Source organism: Sandaracinobacter neustonicus (genome assembly GCF_006385875.1).
GTDB lineage: Bacteria > Pseudomonadota > Alphaproteobacteria > Sphingomonadales > Sphingomonadaceae > Sandaracinobacteroides > Sandaracinobacteroides neustonicus.
Window position 1 is genome coordinate 86,207 of sequence record NZ_VFSU01000032.1, and the last position, 17,922, is coordinate 104,128.

Genomic DNA, 17,922 nt, shown 5'->3' on the forward strand with positions numbered 1-17,922 from the left:
ACAGCCCGCCTCAGGCTGTTGCCCCTTGGGGACGGCAGGTCTATGCGGCCTGCTTCAATTGTCAGGAACCGCAATGAACGCCTCGCCTGCCGCAGCCGATCTCGCCGAACCGCTCGCCATCACGCCGGATGATGTGGAGGCCGCCGCCGCGCGTATTGCCGGGCAGATCGTGCGCACCCCCACGCTGGAAAGCCGCACGCTGGGCGAGCTGACGGGGGCGAAAGTCTATCTGAAGTTCGAAAATCTGCAGTTTACAGCCGCCTATAAGGAACGCGGCGCGCTGAACCGGCTGCTGGCGCTGACGCCGGAGGAGCGCAAGCGCGGCGTGATCGCGATGAGCGCGGGCAATCATGCGCAGGGCCTTGCCTATCACGCCCGGCGGCTGGGGATTCCGGCCACCATCGTGATGCCGCGCTTCACGCCGATGGTGAAGGTGCAGCAGACGGAAGGCCATGACGCCGAGGTGGTGCTGCACGGCGAGAAGCTGGAGGAATCCAGCGCCCATGCGCATATGATCGCCGAGCGGCGCGGGCTGGTGTTCGTGCACCCGTTCGACGATCCGCTGGTGATGGCCGGGCAAGGCACGGTGGCGCTGGAAATGTTTCAGGATGCGCCGGATATCGACACGCTGGTGGTGCCGGTGGGCGGCGGCGGGTTGATCTCCGGCTGCTCCGTGATCGCATCGAAGGTCGCGCCCAAGTGCGACATCGTCGGCGTGCAGGCGGAACTCTATCCTTCCATGAAGGCGACGCTGATGGGCGAGCCGGTGGTGGCCGACGGCGACACGCTGGCCGAGGGCATCGCGGTGAAATTCCCCGGCCAGAACACGGTTCCCGTGGTGCGCAAGCTGGTGTCCGACGTGCTGCTGGTGGGCGAACGTGATCTGGAGCGGGCAGTTTCCATGCTGCTCGCCATCGAAAAGACGGTGGTGGAAGGCGCGGGCGCGGCCGGGCTTGCCGCTCTGCTGGCGCATCCGCGCCGCTTCCGCGGCCGCACCGTTGGGCTGGTGATGACGGGCGGCAACATCGACACCCGCCTGCTGGCGAACGTGCTGCTGCGCGATCTGGCCCGCAACGGGCGGCTGGCGCGGCTGCGCATCCGGCTGAAGGATCGCCATGGCCAGCTTTATGGCGTGGCGCGCATCTTCGATCAGCAGCAGGTGAACATATTGGAGGTTTCGCACCACCGCATCTTCACCAACCTGCCCGCCAAGGGCCTGATGACAGAGATTGAGTGCGAAACGCGCGGCGGCGACCATCTGGACCGGCTGATCGAAGCGCTGCGCGGCGCGGGCTATGAAGTGACCAAGGTGGAGTTGGGCTGACAGCCTGAACCGATCTGGATGTATCTGCGCCCTGCCCGGCTTGCCGCGCAGGGTCCGCACCGGCAAGCTGGATGGATATCGCGGCGGATGGGGCCGCACCGGAACAGGCAGGATCGTGCCGCGTCGGAAACGGCAGGATCCATGTAATGCAGGGTTAATGGGGGCCTCGGCAACCATTTCCGTGCAGCTTCTCCGTTGCCTCCACTCCAGCCAATGTGCATCATCAGCCGGTTCGGGAGCGGATGGATGGAGTCGGGATCAGCCAGTTGTGACGGTCGGCTTTGACATGAAAAGCAGCAACAAGGCTCTGATCGGGCCAGCACCGATGTTGCGCGTGGAATTGATGTCGCCCGGCCCGGTCCGTTGCATGATGGTTGCCGCATGACAGAGCAACCAACTCGATTTCCACGCTTTTTCGTGACTGCGGAAAGCCCCTGCCCCTATCTGCCGGGCCGCACCGAGCGCAAGGTGTTCGCCGAACTGCGCGGAACGGACGCCCAGCGCATGAGCGAGGGGCTGGGCCGCATCGGCTTCCGCCGCAGCCAGAATGTCGTCTATCGCCCCAGTTGCGACGGCTGCAGCGCCTGTGTCTCCGTGCGGATTGTCGCCAACCAGTTCGAGCCCTCCACCTCCCAGCGCAAGCTGCTGAAACGCAACGCCGATCTGGATATCGCCGCCTGCGACCCGTGGGCGACGGAAGAACAATATGATCTGCTCCGCCGCTATCTGAAGGATCGCCACCCGCAGGGCGGCATGGCCAGCATGGACGGCTATGATTTCGCCGAAATGATCGAAACCTCGCCGGTGGATACGGTGATCGTGGAGTATCGCGAGCCATCCGTGAACGGAAAGCCCGGCCGCCTGATCGGCGCCTGCCTGACGGACAAGCAGTCGGACGGGCTGTCGATGGTCTACAGCTTCTATGATACCGGGCCGAACGCCCGGCCCGGCCTTGGCACCTATATCATCCTCGATCATGTCACACGCGCCGCGCAGGTGGGCATGCGCTATGTCTACCTCGGCTATTGGGTGAAGGGCAGCCCGCGCATGGACTACAAGCGCCGCTTCGCCCCGCTGGAAATGCTGACACCGCACGGCTGGCGGATGATGCCGCGGCTGGACAGCCAGCCTGTGGACCGGCGCGTGACCATCGGCTGAGAGCAGTCGACGCAGCCCGCGCGGCGGGCTATCCATCCCCGATGCAGCAGACCACGCAGAACGCCGAGAATATCGCCCTGTTTGCCGGGCTGGCCGCCGACTGGTGGAATCCCGAAGGCTCGTCCCGGCTGCTGCACCGGATCAACCCCACCCGCCTTGGCTTCATCCGCGACTCGCTAGTCCATCATTTCGGACTGGACCCGCGCAAGCGCCGCGCTCTCGAAGGCCTCTCCGCACTCGATATCGGCTGCGGCGCGGGCCTCGTCACCGAGCCGCTCGCGCGCATGGGCGCAGACACGCAGGGCCTCGACGCCGGGGCAGACCTGATCGAAGCCGCCCGCGCCCACGCCGCCGCGCAGCAACTGCCGATCCGCTACACCGCCGCCGACATCACCGATTTCGCCCCCGCCCACAAAGGCCGGTTCGACATCGTCACCTGCCTCGAAGTCGTCGAGCATGTGGCCGACATCCCCGCCTTCCTCGCCGCGCTCGCCAGCCTGCTGAAACCCGGCGGCCTGCTGATCTTCTCCACCCCCAACCGCACCCCGCTCAGCTGGGCTGTGCTGATCGCGGGCGCGGAAAAGATCACCCGCATGATCCCCGACGGCGGACACGACTGGCACAAATTCCTCACCCCCGACGAACTCACCCGCTATCTCGCGGAAGCGGGACTGAAGGTGGAAACGCTGAAAGGGCTGAACTGGTCCCCGGCGAAGGGGTTCCACATTTCGGATGATGTCAGCATCACTTATATCGGCACGGCTGTGCGGGTTTGAGAACGCAGGGGCTCCGCCCCTGCACCCCGCAAGGGGTATCAACCCCTTGACCCCTCAAGATTTTTATTGCGTGCGTGGTGGAGTTGAGTGCCCTTGAAAAGAGGCGCTTATATTCGTTGCGAGTCCAGCGGCCTCTCGGCCTTTACCGCCGTTTCCCTCCTCCGCTCAGGCTGAGCTTGTCGAAGCCCCCATGAGCATCCGCCTGGCTCAGCCATTAAGCTCTCACGCCCGGGGGGCTTCGACAAGCTCAGCCTGAGCGGGTGGGAAGATCAGGACACAGGGCAAGCAACCGCTGCCTGTCTGCAACGATTTCAATCGCATGAAATTTTGGAGGTGCAGGAGGGTCGCCCTCCTGCTGGGGGTCCAGGGGGCAAAGCCCCTTGGCCTTACTTAGCTCCGAGCTCCGGTTTACTTCCGATCCGGCACCGCGAACCGCCCGCTCACCCGGCTGCCGGGCTGGCCAGTCGACGTCTTGCCGTCCAGCGTGGAACGGCCGGAGGCGAGGTCGATGGTCAGGCGGTTGCCCTGCACCTTGGTCGTGCCCTGCGTCAGCACGACATTGCCGATGAGGGTGAGGATGCGCTTGTCCACATCATAGATGCCGAAGCGGCTGGTGGCGCGTTCTGAGGGCGTGGCGAGGCGGACATTGCCGTCTGCGTCCAGCCGCTGGATCACCGGATCGCCTTTTGCCGGGCGGCTGTAGGCGACCTTGATGCGGTCTGCCTCCAGCGTGAGATTGCCCTGCCGCACGCGGACGTTGCCGGTGAAAATGGCTTGATTCTGCTGGTCCAGCACGTCGATGCGGTCTGCGTCGACATCGATGGGGGCTTTATTGTCCAGCCCGCGCAGCGCCGAGGTGGTGATGCCCTGCGCCATGGCCGGGGCGGCGGCCAGCGGCGCGAGCAGGGCTGCGGTGATCAGAAAATAGCTGGGTTTCATCATCCGACTGTCCGGTTGGGGGTGATGCGCAGCTTCACGCCGCCCGTCATGCTGACGGTGCGGCCCTGAAGATCGGCGGCAAAGGCGTTGGCGCTGAACTGGCCCATGGGCAGCGTGCCGGAAACCGGCTCGCTGGTGCGGACCTGATTTTTGTTGATGTCCACCTCAATGGCGTTGCCGTCCAGACTGAAGCCGGAGGCGGAGCGGGCGATGACGGGGCCATCCACCACGAGGCGGTTTTCCTCGATGAAGAATTCCCCGGCTGGTGCCGTGACGGTGGCTGGCCCCTGCTGCTGATCGAGCCGGGCCGACAGGCCGGAGAGCATCACCACTGGCACGGCGCTGGTTTTCTGCACGCCGGATTCCGCCACGATCTCGAAGGATTCGCCGTTCGCGGTTTCGCCGCGATAGGTGGCTTCCTGCATGCGCATGCGCTCCCCGGCGCGGGCGGCGCTGTCTTTCGACAGAAGGAAGCTGAATTCCTGTGTCGCCGTCATCGGCAGGATCACCAGCACGGCGAACAGCGCGACGGAGGCGAGCGGCAGCACCCATTTGGCGGCCGCGATCACCGCGTCGCGCGGCCCGCCGGGCAGCATCGCCCGCCGCCGCGCTTCCCGCTGGCGGTCCGCCAGTTCAGACATGGGCTTTTTCAAACATGGGCGAAGATATCGATTTCCGGCCAGCCCTGCAGATCGAGATCGGCCCGGTGCGGCAGGAAATCGAAGCAGGCCTGCGCCAGTTCGGTGCGGCCTTCGCGCGCCAGACGTTCGTTCAAAATGGGCATCATCCGGTGCAGGAAGCGCACGTCTGAGGCTGCATAATCCTTTTGCGCGTCGCTGAGCACGGCGGCACCCCAGTCACTGGATTGCTGCTGTTTGGAGATTTCCGCGCCCAGCAGTTCGCGCACCAGATCCTTCAGGCCGTGGCGATCCGTGTAGGTGCGGATCAGCCGGCTCGCGGTTTTCGTGCAATAGACGGGGGCCGCGACGACACCCAGATATTGCCGGATCACCGCAAGGTCGAAGCGGGCGAAATGATAGAGCTTCAGCCGCGCCGGATCGGCCAGCACGCGCTTCAGGTTTGGCGCGCTGTAATCGCCGGAGAGGCGGACGAGATGTTCGTCGCCCCCGCCATCGGAAATTTGCACGAGGCAGAGCCGGTCGCGATGCGGGTTCAGCCCCATCGTTTCCGTATCGACAGCGATCGGGCCGGGCGCAAACGGGTCGCCGGGCAAGTCGCCTTCATGAAAGTGAATGGCCATCGCTGTCTGCCATAGGCGCTCGGCAAAGGCCCGGCAATGGAGCAGCTTCAGCGAGCTGCCGCACAATTCAGCGCAGGAAGATGAAATAGACCCCCATCAGCAGCACATAGCCGGTGAGCGCCCCGGAAAGCAGGGCTTTCCAGTTGGGCCGGTGCGGGCGTTGATCGTCCGTCATTGCCATGGTTTCCCCCGTGGCTTCAGAAGTTTGGTATGGTAACCTTGGCGGCTTTCTTGTCAAGCCATATGAAGCTTTCTGGTAAACTGCATGCGTATGCAGGAAATTCCGGCAATCCGGGTGCATACAGTTCATCAACGGAATGAACCGGTTGCGATGCCAGCCCTTCCCTAATCATTCAGCTTGGCTTTGCGGCCATTTCCCGGCACCGCTGTTTGCATGCCGGTTGCCCGCCCTCGTGACGCTGCCACACTCATCCTTGTCCGCCGTGACGGGCCGCAGCCCCGCATCCTGATGGGGCGGCGTTCGGGAGGGCATGATTTCATGCCCGGCAAATGGGTGTTTCCCGGCGGGCGGATCGACCGCGCCGATTATCACGGCCCCATCCTGAAGGACCTTGCGCCCGATGTGGCCGCCGATCTCGCGGCGTCCGTGCGGCTGAAACGGCAGGATGGCGCGCGGCTGGCCCGTGCGCTGGCCCGCACCGCCATCCGCGAGACGTTCGAGGAAACCGGGCTGGTGATCGGCCGCCACTCGGACCGGCTGGAGGCGGACCTCTCCGGCCTCAGCTATGTCGCGCGGGCGATCACCCCGCCTGCCCGGCACAAGCGCTTCGATGCGCGTTTCCTGATGGCCGATGCCGAACAGCTGCAATCATTGGAACCGAGCGACAGCCGCGAACTGGGCGATGTGGCCTGGTTCGGCCTTGGCGAATGCCGCGAGCTGGATCTGCCGATCGTCACGCGCGCGGTGCTGGACGTGGTGGAAGGCCATCTGGATGGCCGCGCCGTGGAGCGCCCCTTCTGGCACTGGACCCGGCAAAGCCCCGAATCGGCAATCTAGCCGCTGGCGCAACGGCTCACCGGCCGGTTCGGATCGGCTCGTCGACGCGCGCTGATTTTCATCGACATCTTTGCCCGGATCATCGCCTGAGGGGCGACAGGCGCGATTCCTTCGCAGATATTAATGATGGCGGCGATTGAGAGTCCGCCAGCAACCGATTGGATTATGTTATGAAAAATCTCTGGACCGGCCTTATGGCCGGAGCCGGCCTGCTGCTGGCCGTGCCCGCTTTCAGCCAACAAACACCTCCGCCGCCGCCGGCGGAGCCAGCCCCCGCACCTGCCCCTCAACCCGGCGACACGCCGCCGACCGAAGGCACGCCCGCGCCCCCACCGGGCGAACTGACGCCGGACGGCAAGCCGAAAACGGGGGACGCGCGAATTCCGGAGCCTGAGCAGGCCCAGCCGAAATTCTAACCCCGAAGTCCTAAGCGACGCATCCTTAAGCGACAACCTTGGGGGCGTCAGTCCAGATTCGGGCGCAGCCATTGCCGCGCCTGATCGGGGCTGACGCCCCTTCTTTCCGCATAATCCGCCAGTTGATCCTCGCCGATGCGCGCCACGCCGAAATAATGGCTGCGCGGATGGGCGAAGTAAAAGCCCGAGACGGCTGCCGTCGGCAGCATCGCGAAGCTTTCCGTCAGCGTGATCCCGGTTTTCGCGGGCGCGTCCAGCAGATCGAACAGCAAGGGCTTCAGGCTGTGATCCGGGCAGGCGGGATAGCCGGGTGCCGGGCGAATGCCCTGATATTGCTCGCGTATCAGGCCGGGATAATCCGGCTCGGCCTTCGCCTCATAGCCCCAGAGTTCGGTGCGCAGCTTGAAGTGCAGCGCTTCCGCCAGCGCTTCGGCGAAGCGATCTGCCAGCGCCTTCAGCAGGATGTCGGAGAAATCATCGTGCGCGGCCTTGAACTCGGCCAGCTTCGCTTCGATCCCATGCCCCGCCGTCACCGCGAAGCCGCCGATCCAGTCGCCCTCAGGTGACACCACATCGGCGAGGCATTCATTCGCCCTGCCCTCGCGCTTCACCACCTGCTGGCGCAGCATCGGCAGCCGGGCAATCGGCTCGCCCCGCGTTTCATCGGCGAACACAAGGATATCGTCTCCCTCGCGCCGGGCGGGCCAGATCGCCGCAGTGGCTTTCGCTGTCAGCCATTTTTCCGCGATAATGCGCTCCAGCATCGCCTGCGCATCGTGCCACAGCGTCCGCGCGGCCTCTCCCACCACCTTGTCATCGAGAATCTGCGGGTAAGTGCCGTGCAGTTCCCACGCGCGGAAGAAGGGCGTCCAATCGATGAAGGGAACCAGATCGGCGAGCGGCCAGTCTTCGTAATTCCATTGCCCGGTTTGCGCGGGCCGCACCGGCGGCTCGGCCGCGAAGTCGATCGCCAGCGCGTTGGCGCGCGCTGCCTCGATCCCGGCCAGCGCCGATTGACCGCCCTGCCGCTTGGCGCGAATATCGGCATAATCATTGGCGATTTCCGCGACATAGGGTGCTGCCAGCGTGTCCGACATCAAATTGGAGGCGACGCCCACCGCGCGGCTGGCATCCAGCACATGGATGGTCGGCCCGGAATAGGCGGGCGCGATCCTGAGCGCGGTGTGCACCTTCGACGTCGTCGCGCCGCCGATCAGCAGCGGCATCACGAAGCCGGCGCGCTCCATCTCGGCGGCGACCGTCACCATTTCGTCCAGCGAGGGCGTGATCAGGCCAGAGAGGCCAATGATATCGGCCTTCTCCGCCTTCGCGGCCTCAAGGATTTTCGGCCATGGCACCATCACGCCCAGATCAATCACTTCGTAATTGTTGCACTGCAACACAACGCCGACGATATTCTTGCCGATATCGTGAACGTCGCCCTTCACAGTCGCCATCACGATCTTCGCTTTGGGGGCCGCGCCTTCGTCCTTCTCATCCTCGATGAAGGGAATCAGGTGAGCGACGGCCTTCTTCATGACCCGTGCGGATTTCACCACCTGCGGCAGGAACATCTTCCCGGTGGCGAACAAATCCCCAACCTTGTTCATGCCGTCCATCAACGGGCCTTCGATCACTTCGATGGGGCGCGCCGCTTTCAGCCGGGCCTCTTCGGTGTCGGCCACCACATGCGCGTCCAGCCCGTTTACCAGCGCATGCGCCAGCCTTTCTTCGACGGGCAGATTTCGCCATTCTTCCGTCTGTTTTTCAATGGATTGCGTTTGATTACTGAAGCGCGACGCCAGCGCGATCAGCCGGTCTGTCGCGTCTGGCCGACGCATCAGGATCACATCCTCGCACGCCTCGCGCAGGTCCGGATCGAGGCTTTCATACACGTCCAGCTGCCCGGCGTTGACGATGGCCATGTCGAATCCGGCGGGGATGGCGTGATAGAGGAACACCGAGTGCATCGCCCGGCGCACGGCCTCGTTGCCGCGGAAGGCGAAGCTGAGGTTGGACAGGCCGCCGGAAATGCGCACGCCGGGGCAGCGTGCCTTGATGGCGGTGCAGGCCTCGATGAAATCCAGCGCGTAGCGGTCATGCTCCTCGATGCCGGTTGCCACCGCGAAGATGTTGGGATCGAAGATGATATCCTCGGCCGGGAAGCCGTTCGCCGTGAGAAGATCATAGGCGCGGGCGCAGATTTCCAGCTTGCGCGCGGCCGTGTCGGCCTGCCCCGTTTCGTCGAACGCCATCACCACGGCTGCCGCGCCATAGCGCCTGAGCGTGCGGGCATGGGCGAGGAAGGGCTCCTCCCCTTCCTTCAGGCTGATCGAGTTGACGATGGCCTTGCCCGCGACGCACTTCAGCCCGGCTTCGATCACGCTCCATTTGCTGCTGTCGATCATCAGCGGCACGCGTGCGATGTCCGGCTCGGCCGCCAGCAGCTTCAGGAAGGTCACCATGGCCGCCTCGCTGTCCAGCAGGCCTTCGTCCATGTTGATGTCGATCACCTGCGCGCCATTGACGACCTGTTCGCGCGCGACGTCCAGCGCGGCGGTGTAATCGCCCGCGACGATCAGCTTGCGGAAGCGCGCGGAGCCGGTGACGTTGGTGCGTTCGCCGACGTTGATGAATGCAGTGGCGCTCATGCGAAAACCGAAGCCTCAAGACCCGAGAGACGAAGCGCCGGTTGCACATGCGGCAGCGGGCGCGGCGGCAGCGCGGCGACCGCCCCCGCCATGGCGGCGATATGGCCGGGCGTGGTGCCGCAGCAGCCGCCCACCACGTTGATCAGGCCCGCTTCGGCCCATTGATGGATCAATTGGCCGGTGGTTTCCGGCAACTCGTCATAGCCGCCAAACGCGTTGGGCAGCCCGGCGTTGGGATAGACCATCAGCAGCGTATCAGCCTGCCGCGCCAGAATCTGCACATGCGGGCGCAGTTCAGTCGCGCCGAAGCTGCAGTTCAGCCCGATCGTCAGCGGACGGACATGCGCGAGGGAGACCCAGAAGGCCTCCACGGTTTGCCCGGAGAGGTTGCGCCCGGCGAGGTCTGTCAGCGTCATGGAAATCATCACCGGCACGCGTTGCTGGCGCGCCTCTTCCGCCTCCATCGCGGCGAAGGCAGCGGCCTTGGCGTTCAGCGTGTCGAACACGGTTTCAATGAGGATGAAATCCACGCCGCCATCCAGCAGCGCGTCGATCTGCTCGCGGTAAACGGCCTTCACGCCATCGAAATCGACTTCGCGATAGCCCGGATCTTCCACGCGCGGGCTGAGCGAGAGCGTCTTGTTGGTCGGCCCCAGCGCGCCCGCCACGAAGCGCGGCCTGCCGTCGCGCGCGGTGGCGGCGTCGGCCTCGGCGCGCAGGATGCGGGCGGCGGCGAGGTTGATCTCGCGGACCAGCCCTTCCGTGCCATAATCGGCCTGGCTGATGCTGTTGGCGTTGAACGTGTTCGTGGCCAGCAGGTCCGCGCCGGAGTCGATATAGCTGCGCCCAACTGCGGCAATCGCATCCGGCAGGGTGAGGTTCAGGATATCGTTATTGCCCTTCTGGTCATGGTTGACCGTGAGATTCCCACGATAATCGGATTCCTGAAGTCCAAGCTTTTGAATCGCAGTGCCATAGGGGCCATCCTTCACAAGGATTCTCTCTTTGGAGGCGGCACGGAAGGCGGCTTCGGCCGCGGAAGGCGCAATCATTGTGGGCGAACCCCAAGCAGGTGGCAGATGGCATAAGCCAGTTCCGCGCGGTTGAGCGTGTAGAAGTGGAAGTGGCGGACGCCGCCGGCATAGAGGCGGCGCACCATTTCGGCGGCGATGGTGGCGGCGACCAGTTGGCGCGCCTCCGGCTTGTCGTCCAGCCCTCCGAACAGCCGCGCCATCCAATCCGGGATGTGCGTGCCGCACTGCCCGGCCATGCGCTGCACATTGGCGAAGCTGGCCACCGGCAGGATGCCCGGCACCAGATCGGCGGTGATTCCGGCGGCGGCGGCCCGGTCCCGGAAGCGGAAGAAGGCTTCGGGTTCGAAGAAGAACTGGCTGATCGCGCGGCTGGCGCCTGCATCCAGCTTGCGCTTCAGATGCGCGAGATCGGCTTCCGCGCTGGCGGCTTCCGGGTGGGTTTCGGGATAGGCGCCCACGCTCAGTTCGAAGGGGTGGCGCGCGGCCAGCCCGGCCACCAGATCGGCTGCGTCGCGATAGCCTTGCGGATGGGCGACGAACTTTTGAAACTGGCCGTCTTTCACGGGCGGATCGCCGCGCAGCGCCACGATATGGCGAACTCCGGCCTCCCAATAGGCATCTGCGACGGCGGCGATCTCGTCTTTGCTGGCGTCTACGCAGGTGAGGTGCGCGGCGGCCGGAATATCCGTTTCCGCCACGATCCGCGCCACGGTGGCGTGGGTGCGTTCGCGCGTGGTGCCGCCCGCGCCATAAGTGACGGAGACGAAGCGCGGCTTCAGCGGCGCCAGCGTCTGCACACTGCTCCACAATGTTTCCGCCATTTTCTCGGTCTTTGGCGGGAAAAATTCAAACGAAACTTCAATATCGCCGGGCAAATCCGCGTAAAGCGGGGCGCCAGCGGCCAGGTCTTCGGCCGTCATCGCCGCCCCTCCCACAAATTGACAGTCAGTTCCGGCCCCGGGTGACTGGAGAGCAGCCGGGGCGACAGCCCCGCCGCCTGCATATAGTCGGCGAGAGCCTCGTCCTCGAACCCAAGGCGGCTGTGATGGAAGCGGGTGCGAAGCTCTTCCAGTTCGTGCGCCGCATAATCCGCCACCAGCAGCCGCCCGCCCGGCACAACCAGCCGCGCCGCTTCCGCGATCACGGCTGCCGGTTCGTCGGCGAAATGCAGCACATGGTGCAGCGTCACGGTCTCGAAGCTGGCATCGGCAAAGGGCAGCGCCCCCATATCGGATTGCCGCAGTTCGGCGGACTGGTTGCCGCGGCCCGCCAGTTTTCCGCGCGCCAGCCGCAGCATTTCCGGCGACCGATCAATCCCTGTCGCGCTCTCGGTCTGCCCGGCCAGCAGTTCCAGCACCCGGCCGGTGCCGGTGCCGATATCCAGCAGCCGCCCAACATTCGGACCGGCTGCCGCCACCAGCGCAGCCTCTACCGCTGCATCCTGCCCGCCCAGACGGCGCAGCAAATCCCACTCCCCGGCGTTCGCCTCGAACCAGCCGTCGATCCGGCGCTGCCGTTCGGCGCGCACCTGCGCCAGCCGCGCCCGTTCTGCCCCGATCGGATCAACGCCGTCGCAAAGATTTGAAATCAAGTCATGAATTCGCTCGATCAACGCCGGGTCGCCGCCGCCCACGAACACCCATGCGCCTTCTTTCTGCCGCCGCACCAGCCCGGCTTCAGCCAGTATCCGCACATGGCGAGACACGCGCGGCTGGCTTTGATCCAGAATGTCGGCCAATTCCCCAACAGACAATTGCAGGTCGCGCACCAGCAGCAGAATCCGCGCCCGTGTCGGGTCGGCCAATGCGGCGAAAACGTCCTGAACCTTATCCATCGGGTAAAGACTTAAACATGTCTTTATATCCGGTCAAGACGAGCAACGAGCCGCCCCCTCTTGTGTGCGCAGAGAACTGGCCTTACCGCAATTGCATGCCGCGCTTCACGCTGTTCCTGCTGCTCTGCCTGCCCCTTCTGGGCGCTTGCGCTCATAGCGGGGAAAAACTGGACAAGGTCGCCATCACCGATGTCGCCCATCGCGACCCGTGGGAAAAGACCAACCGGCACGTCTTCGAACTTTCGATGAAGCTGGACCGTTACGCGCTGAAGCCGGTGACCAATGTGTACCGCACTGTTGTCCCGGATGCCCCGCGCCATGGCATTTCCAACGCCTATAATCTGCTGCAGGAGCCGACGAATCTCGGCAATGCGGTGGCGCAGGGTAAGGTGAAAAGCGCCTTCCGCGCCTTTGATCGCATTCTGATCAACAGCTTCCTGGGCCTTGGCGTGGCGGATCATGCCAGCGACATGGGGCTGGTATCACAATCGCATGATTTCGGCCAGACGATGGCGGTGTGGGGCGTTCCATCCGGCCCGTTTGTGATGCTGCCTTTCCTTGGCCCCAACACCGCGCGGGACAGTGTCGGCTTCTTCGTGGACTTCCTGTTCGATCCCGTGGATCTGGTGCAGAATCGGCTGATGTCGCAGCAAGAGCGGCTGGCGACGCTGGGCGTGCGGGTGCTGGATATCCGATCCAGCCTGCGCGATCAGGGCGAGCAACTGCTGGCTGGTGCCGCGGACCCTTACGCCACAACCCGCTCAGCCTGGCTGCAACTGCGGCGCTACCAGATTTTCGACGGCAACCTGCCCGACGATGAGGAAGATGACATCCCTCCCCCGCCGGACGATCCGCAGCTGGCACCCGAAACGCCGGAAAGCCCGGAGCAACCGCAATGACAGGCCGCAAACTGCCCCTGATCCTGCTGGCGGCGCTATTGGCCGCGTGCGGCAGCTCCGGCGAAACCGGCGACGGCAGCACCGCAGACGGCGTGGCACGGGCCAATGCCGATATCCGCGCCGCCGAAGCCGCCACCCGTGCGCCCGTCACCGTCAACCGCTCCGTCGCTGAACTCGCTGGCAATTCGGGCAAGGACGAACGTGACAAGCCCACGCCGAAAAAGGCTGTCGCCGCGCCCAGAGAAGCGGTTGCCGAAGCGCCCGCGGAACCGGTCGCAACGCCCCCTGCGGCAGCGCCAGCGCCTTCTGAACCGGCAGACACCGCCGCACGCTGAGGCGGGGGCTCAGAGCCCGTTTGGGAATTTGGCGGGTCGCTTCTGCGGGTCTTTTCCGCGCTGGCTTTGTCCCGAAACACGGCCCGATGGCTCCGCATCGAACCGCATTCGCTCCTCACCAACCCGAAAAATCCCTAGCAGCCCCTCAACTGCCGATTTCCCAAGCGGGCTTTCAGCGCAGCATCAGCCCACCGTCGATCGCCAGCGACTGGCCCGTGATGTAGGGCGCGCGGGTCGAGGCGAGAAACAGGACCGTTTCCGCCACTTCCTCCGGTTCACCCCAGCGGCGCATGGGAACTGCCTTCAGCAGCCGCTTTTCATAGTCGGCGTCGGTGCGCTGAATCTCCGTCATCCGGGTGCGGATGAATCCGGGGGCCACCATGTTCACCCGGATGCCGTCAGGTGCCCATTTGTCCGCCAGAGCGCGGGTCAGTCCCAGTAGCCCAGCCTTCGACGCGGTGTAAGCGGGCGTTTCCCTAAGTGCGAGGAAGCTCGCGAGCGAACCAATGTTCACCACCGATCCGTTCCGCTCCGCCAGTGCGGGATGCAGCGCCACGCTGAGCGCCATGACTGCGTTCAGATTCACATCGATCACGGCGCGGAAGCCGGAATCGCTATATTCATCGGCGCGACCGGTGCCCGCATTGTTCACCAGAACGTCGATCGCCCCGGCAGCGGCGGCCACTTGGGCGGCAGCCTCAGGCCGGGTGAAATCGGCAGCGATATATGCGAACCCAGACAGATCATCCGCATAATCGGCCGCCGAGCCCCGCGTGCCGGTGATCAGCACGGTGGCACCATTGGCCTTAAACGCCTGCGCGGCGGCCAGCCCAATGCCTTGGCTGCCACCCGTGACTAGCACGCGTTTGCCTTTGAATTCCGGCCATGGGTTGCTCATTCGAATCCCTCCCCAATCAAGGCCGCAGCAAAGCCGCGCGGCCAGTTCGTGCAGGCAAGGGAGCGCCATCGTCGCCTTATGGCAACCGGGCAAAAGAAAGGGGAAGGCCTGAATATGGCTTGAAAAACAAGGTGGTGTGGCCTTTTTCTGCACCACTTGCCCTGCCTGCTGCCGGTGTAAGTCCGCCGCCCGGACGGCGGGCAACCCTGCCCAGCAGTGCAAGGCCCATGTTCAGCATGGCCCATCTTGCCGGTTGCCGCGCCGCATCATTTCCGCATGAACCGCCGCGAGGGGAATGTTGGATGGCTGGCTGTGTCCGGCCCAGGCATGGAGTTTTCTGGATGCTCTCTCGTTCCCCGTTCCGCGTGCAATCCGTGGCTGTGATGGCGCTTGGCGGCGCGCTTTTGCTGGCCGCCTGCAAGGATGAGCCGAAAGCCGTGGTGCAGACCGATGGCAAAACCGCCTTCATCACCTCGTCTGATGGGGCGACCGTTGAAAGCGCCTCCGCCGGAGAGAGTCTGGAGCTGTCCACCGAGCTTCCCGCGTTCGCGCCCGCCTATCCCGGTGCCCGCGTGCGCACCCAGCTGGCGGATGCCGCGAACAGCTCGAAGGGTGGGCTGGTGGTGTTCGAAACCGCCGATTCCATTGAAAAGGTCGCCGCCTTCTATGATGCCCGCGCGAAGGAACAGGGCGTGAAGGCCGTGATGGTGGTGAACGAGCCGGACAGCGCCGTGCGGATGTTCGCCGGGAAGGCTGGGGCCGGAAAAGGCGGCGCGCTCGTCGCCATCTCCCGCTCTGACGAAGGTAAGGCGACGGACATCGTCATCACTGCCGGAATGGCCGACTCCCAGATCAAGAGCATGGAAGAGCATAAGGATGGCTGGCGCGACACCGCACGGCCTGTCCGCCTTCAGTAAGCCCCCCGCTTTTGGCGGGCTGGTCGTCGGCCCTTCGCTCGCCTAGACTGCATTCATGTTCCTGCACTTTCTCGATGAACTGCGCGCCGCGAAAATCCCCGCCTCGCTGAAGGAGCATCTGATGCTGCTGGAAGCGATGCAGGTGGGCGTGATCGAGAACCGGGTGGAGGATTTCTATTACCTCTCCCGCGCGATCTATGTGAAAGACGAAGGGCTGCTGGATCGCTTCGATCAGGTGTTCGGTAAGGTTTTCAAGGGTCTGGAAACCGATGTTGAAACACAGACGGCGGAAATTCCGGAAGAATGGCTACGGAAGCTGGCGGAGCTGTATCTGACGCCGGAGGAAATGGCCGAGATCAAGTCGCTGAGCAGCTGGGACGAGATTATGGAGACGCTGAAGAAGCGTCTGGAGGAACAGCAGAAGCGCCACGAAGGCGGCAACAAGTGGATCGGCACGGCGGGCAAATCCCCCTTTGGCGCGAACGGCTACAACCCCGAAGGCGTGCGCATCGGGCAGGACAAGAATCGTCAGGGCAAGGCGCTGAAAGTCTGGGACAAGCGCGATTTCAAGAATCTGGATTCCACGGTTGAGCTGGGCACCCGCAACATCAAGGTCGCGCTTCGGCGGTTGCGGAAGTTCGCGCGCGAAGGGGCGGCCGACGAGCTGGATCTGGACGCCACCATCAAGGGAACCGCGCGCAAGGCCTATCTGGATATCGTGATGCGCCCCGAACGGCACAATGCGGTGAAATTGCTGCTGTTTCTGGATGTCGGCGGATCGATGGACCCGCACATCAAGGTGATGGAGGAATTGTTCTCCGCCGCCCGCAGCGAGTTCAAGCATCTGGAATATTTCTATTTCCACAACTGCCCTTACGAGGCGGTATGGAAAGACAATAAGCGCCGCTGGTCCGAACGCACGCCGACCTTCGATGTGCTCCACAAATTCCCGCATGATTACAAGCTGCTGTTCGTAGGCGACGCCTCGATGAGCCCTTATGAGATCAATTATGCGGGCGGTTCCGTGGAGCATTGGAACGAAGAGCCGGGCGACACATGGATGAAGCGGCTGACGGGTGTGTATCACTCGGCCGCCTGGCTGAACCCGATTCCGGAGCAGCATTGGGGGCACAGCCAGTCCATCCAGATGATCAAGACGCTGATGGAAGGCCGCATGTTCCCGCTGACGCTGGACGGGCTGGAGCGCGCGACGCGGGAATTGTCGCGCAGCCATTGAGGGCTCAGGCCGCCGCCAGTTCGTCCAGATGGGCCGCGAATGCTGCAGCCGCTTCCTCAGCTCTCCCCGCCATCAACGCGCGGGCCAGCCGGGCCAGCGGTTCGTCCGGATCGGGCGGTCGGCGTTCGATCTGTAGCGCCGTGAAGGCGCTGACGGTTTCACCTGCTTCAGCCAGAAACAGCTCCACCAAGGGCGCGAATCCGGCGTCCGGCGTGGCTTCGGCCAGCCGCCGCAGGTAAAGCCCATAGGCCGCCGCGCGGGTTGCGGCCGAGCCGTCTCCGGCCAGCCCCGCCAGCCTGTCATAGGCGGAAAACAGCCCTGCCGCCTGCCCCGGCGTGATGCCGGCCACCGCTGCCGCCAGCAGTGATTCGAGGCCGGGGCGATGACGCGCCAGCACGGGATTGCGCGGTTCGAGGCAGCAGCCCGCCAGTTCCCAGCCATCCGGGCAGCGCACCAGCGCGTGCGCCTGTTCCAGTTCGGCAAGGGCCGCCAGAATATCGGGGGCCGGGGCATCGACATGCCCGGCAAGCCAGTCGAAACTGGTGGCCGCCCCCGGCTGGTTGTGGCCGCCTGCAATGCGGCTGAAGATGTCCGACGCCAGTTTTCCAACGCCATGAACGGCCGGATAGCTGCGCCTGTGGCGACCTTGGCTCATGTTCTGGCCTCCCCTCTCCGAAGGCCAACCGCTTAATAACTCAAATATTTCATACCCGCAACAGTGCTGATCCGGCGCTGATTTCATGCCGTTTGGCGGATAGAGCTTGCAACCGGCGGCTGGCGGGGCAAAGTCATGCCAGAGCACCACCCAACAGGAGGATCACATGGGTCTGTTTTCGAGTTTGAAGGATGCAATCTTCGGCAGCGCCGAGGCGAAGGAAGTGGCCGTGAAGAAGGCGCCTCCGCCGCCGCCCGCCGCCGTTGCGCCGCCACCGCCGGTGCTGCAGCCGGTCGATCTGGACGAAACGCTGGCCTATATGGCGGAAAAGCGCGGCCAGCCCTCCAACTATAAGACGTCCATCGTCGATCTGATGAAGCTTGTGGGCATGGATTCGTCGCTGGCGAACCGCAAGGAAATGGCGCAGGAACTGGGCTACACCGGCGCGCTGGACGGCAGCGCCGAAATGAACATCTGGCTACACAAGGCGGTGATGGCGAAGCTTGGCGAAGCCAAGGCGTGATCATAGCCGGATGGCTTGAAACGGGTCGCGGGCGGGAAACCGCCCGC

At 64.4% G+C, this 17,922-nt stretch carries 19 protein-coding genes; 10 read left to right on the top strand and 9 right to left on the bottom strand.

Annotation, left to right across the window (positions count from 1 at the left end):
• Positions 1 to 73 precede the first annotated feature (73 nt).
• From FJQ54_RS14865 to ubiG, 3 genes are all read left to right on the top strand, one after another.
• A complete protein-coding gene (locus tag FJQ54_RS14865; RefSeq protein WP_140929209.1) occupies positions 74 to 1,324 on the top strand; it encodes a threonine ammonia-lyase in 1,251 nt (416 codons plus the stop codon).
• A gap of 381 nt (positions 1,325 to 1,705) precedes the next feature.
• Complete coding sequence (locus FJQ54_RS14870) at positions 1,706 to 2,482, top strand: arginyltransferase (RefSeq protein ID WP_140929210.1); 777 nt, start codon at positions 1,706 to 1,708, stop codon at positions 2,480 to 2,482.
• Between the two features lie 41 nt (positions 2,483 to 2,523).
• Positions 2,524 to 3,258: a bifunctional 2-polyprenyl-6-hydroxyphenol methylase/3-demethylubiquinol 3-O-methyltransferase UbiG gene (gene ubiG, locus FJQ54_RS14875; RefSeq protein WP_140929211.1), complete on the top strand. Its 735-nt coding sequence runs from the start codon at positions 2,524 to 2,526 to the stop codon at positions 3,256 to 3,258.
• A 408-nt stretch (positions 3,259 to 3,666) separates the two neighbouring features.
• Here the strand turns inward: ubiG and lptA are convergent, their stop codons facing one another.
• Genes lptA through FJQ54_RS14890 form a run of 3 tightly spaced genes read right to left on the bottom strand, consistent with a single transcriptional unit; the run spans position 3,667 to position 5,458 of the window.
• Positions 3,667 to 4,200 (bottom strand): lipopolysaccharide transport periplasmic protein LptA, encoded by a 534-nt coding sequence (gene lptA / locus FJQ54_RS14880; protein ID WP_235890481.1) that lies wholly within the window; start codon positions 4,198 to 4,200, stop codon positions 3,667 to 3,669.
• Positions 4,197 to 4,838, bottom strand: a complete 642-nt coding sequence (gene lptC / locus FJQ54_RS14885) for an LPS export ABC transporter periplasmic protein LptC (protein WP_140929212.1) — start codon at positions 4,836 to 4,838, stop codon at positions 4,197 to 4,199. The genes lptA and lptC overlap by 4 nt, the downstream gene beginning before the upstream one ends.
• Positions 4,839 to 4,846: 8 nt before the next feature.
• On the bottom strand, positions 4,847 to 5,458 hold the full coding sequence (locus FJQ54_RS14890) for a ribonuclease D (RefSeq protein WP_140929213.1): 612 nt from the start codon (positions 5,456 to 5,458) through the stop codon (positions 4,847 to 4,849).
• A 394-nt stretch (positions 5,459 to 5,852) separates the two neighbouring features.
• Here FJQ54_RS14890 and FJQ54_RS14895 point away from each other — a divergent pair, with 394 nt between their 5' ends.
• Both FJQ54_RS14895 and FJQ54_RS14900 read left to right on the top strand, forming a co-directional pair.
• Entirely contained in the window at positions 5,853 to 6,476 is a 624-nt protein-coding gene (locus FJQ54_RS14895) for an NUDIX hydrolase (protein ID WP_140929214.1), read from the top strand.
• A gap of 170 nt (positions 6,477 to 6,646) precedes the next feature.
• Complete coding sequence (locus tag FJQ54_RS14900) at positions 6,647 to 6,892, top strand: hypothetical protein (protein WP_140929215.1); 246 nt, start codon at positions 6,647 to 6,649, stop codon at positions 6,890 to 6,892.
• A 47-nt stretch (positions 6,893 to 6,939) separates the two neighbouring features.
• Here FJQ54_RS14900 and metH read toward each other — a convergent pair whose 3' ends face one another.
• Genes metH through FJQ54_RS14920 form a run of 4 tightly spaced genes read right to left on the bottom strand, consistent with a single transcriptional unit; the run spans position 6,940 to position 12,411 of the window.
• Positions 6,940 to 9,543 carry a methionine synthase gene (metH, locus tag FJQ54_RS14905; RefSeq protein WP_140929216.1) on the bottom strand — a complete coding sequence of 868 codons (2,604 nt, stop codon included), beginning with the start codon at positions 9,541 to 9,543 and terminating at the stop codon, positions 6,940 to 6,942.
• Positions 9,540 to 10,595 (bottom strand): homocysteine S-methyltransferase family protein, encoded by a 1,056-nt coding sequence (locus FJQ54_RS14910; protein WP_140929217.1) that lies wholly within the window; start codon positions 10,593 to 10,595, stop codon positions 9,540 to 9,542. The genes metH and FJQ54_RS14910 overlap by 4 nt, the downstream gene beginning before the upstream one ends.
• The gene (gene metF, locus FJQ54_RS14915) at positions 10,592 to 11,497 is read right to left on the bottom strand and encodes a methylenetetrahydrofolate reductase [NAD(P)H] (protein WP_140929218.1); all 906 of its coding nucleotides are present in this window, start codon (positions 11,495 to 11,497) and stop codon (positions 10,592 to 10,594) included. Before metF ends, FJQ54_RS14910 begins: the two co-directional genes overlap by 4 nt.
• Positions 11,494 to 12,411 carry an ArsR/SmtB family transcription factor gene (locus FJQ54_RS14920; RefSeq protein WP_140929219.1) on the bottom strand — a complete coding sequence of 306 codons (918 nt, stop codon included), beginning with the start codon at positions 12,409 to 12,411 and terminating at the stop codon, positions 11,494 to 11,496. Before FJQ54_RS14920 ends, metF begins: the two co-directional genes overlap by 4 nt.
• A 95-nt stretch (positions 12,412 to 12,506) precedes the next feature.
• Between FJQ54_RS14920 and FJQ54_RS14925 the strand changes: the two genes are divergently transcribed.
• Both FJQ54_RS14925 and FJQ54_RS14930 read left to right on the top strand, forming a co-directional pair.
• Entirely contained in the window at positions 12,507 to 13,310 is an 804-nt protein-coding gene (locus FJQ54_RS14925; RefSeq protein ID WP_181160187.1) for an MlaA family lipoprotein, read from the top strand.
• On the top strand, positions 13,307 to 13,645 hold the full coding sequence (locus FJQ54_RS14930) for a hypothetical protein (RefSeq protein ID WP_140929221.1): 339 nt from the start codon (positions 13,307 to 13,309) through the stop codon (positions 13,643 to 13,645). The genes FJQ54_RS14925 and FJQ54_RS14930 overlap by 4 nt, the downstream gene beginning before the upstream one ends.
• 172 nt (positions 13,646 to 13,817) lie before the next feature.
• On the opposite strand, the gene FJQ54_RS14935 is transcribed toward FJQ54_RS14930, so the two are convergent.
• Complete coding sequence (locus FJQ54_RS14935; protein WP_140929222.1) at positions 13,818 to 14,543, bottom strand: SDR family NAD(P)-dependent oxidoreductase; 726 nt, start codon at positions 14,541 to 14,543, stop codon at positions 13,818 to 13,820.
• 341 nt (positions 14,544 to 14,884) lie between these two features.
• Here FJQ54_RS14935 and FJQ54_RS14940 point away from each other — a divergent pair, with 341 nt between their 5' ends.
• Together FJQ54_RS14940 and FJQ54_RS14945 are read left to right on the top strand one after the other, a co-directional pair.
• Positions 14,885 to 15,460, top strand: coding sequence for a hypothetical protein (locus tag FJQ54_RS14940; RefSeq protein WP_140929223.1), 576 nt, complete (start codon positions 14,885 to 14,887; stop codon positions 15,458 to 15,460).
• 55 nt (positions 15,461 to 15,515) lie between these two features.
• The gene (locus FJQ54_RS14945; RefSeq protein WP_140929224.1) at positions 15,516 to 16,697 is read left to right on the top strand and encodes a vWA domain-containing protein; all 1,182 of its coding nucleotides are present in this window, start codon (positions 15,516 to 15,518) and stop codon (positions 16,695 to 16,697) included.
• Positions 16,698 to 16,701: 4 nt separating this feature from the next.
• On the opposite strand, the gene FJQ54_RS14950 is transcribed toward FJQ54_RS14945, so the two are convergent.
• Positions 16,702 to 17,352: a hypothetical protein gene (locus tag FJQ54_RS14950; protein ID WP_140929225.1), complete on the bottom strand. Its 651-nt coding sequence runs from the start codon at positions 17,350 to 17,352 to the stop codon at positions 16,702 to 16,704.
• A gap of 166 nt (positions 17,353 to 17,518) precedes the next feature.
• On the opposite strand from FJQ54_RS14950, the gene FJQ54_RS14955 reads away from it, so the two are divergent.
• Complete coding sequence (locus FJQ54_RS14955; protein WP_140929226.1) at positions 17,519 to 17,875, top strand: DUF3597 domain-containing protein; 357 nt, start codon at positions 17,519 to 17,521, stop codon at positions 17,873 to 17,875.
• Positions 17,876 to 17,922: the final 47 nt, after the last annotated feature.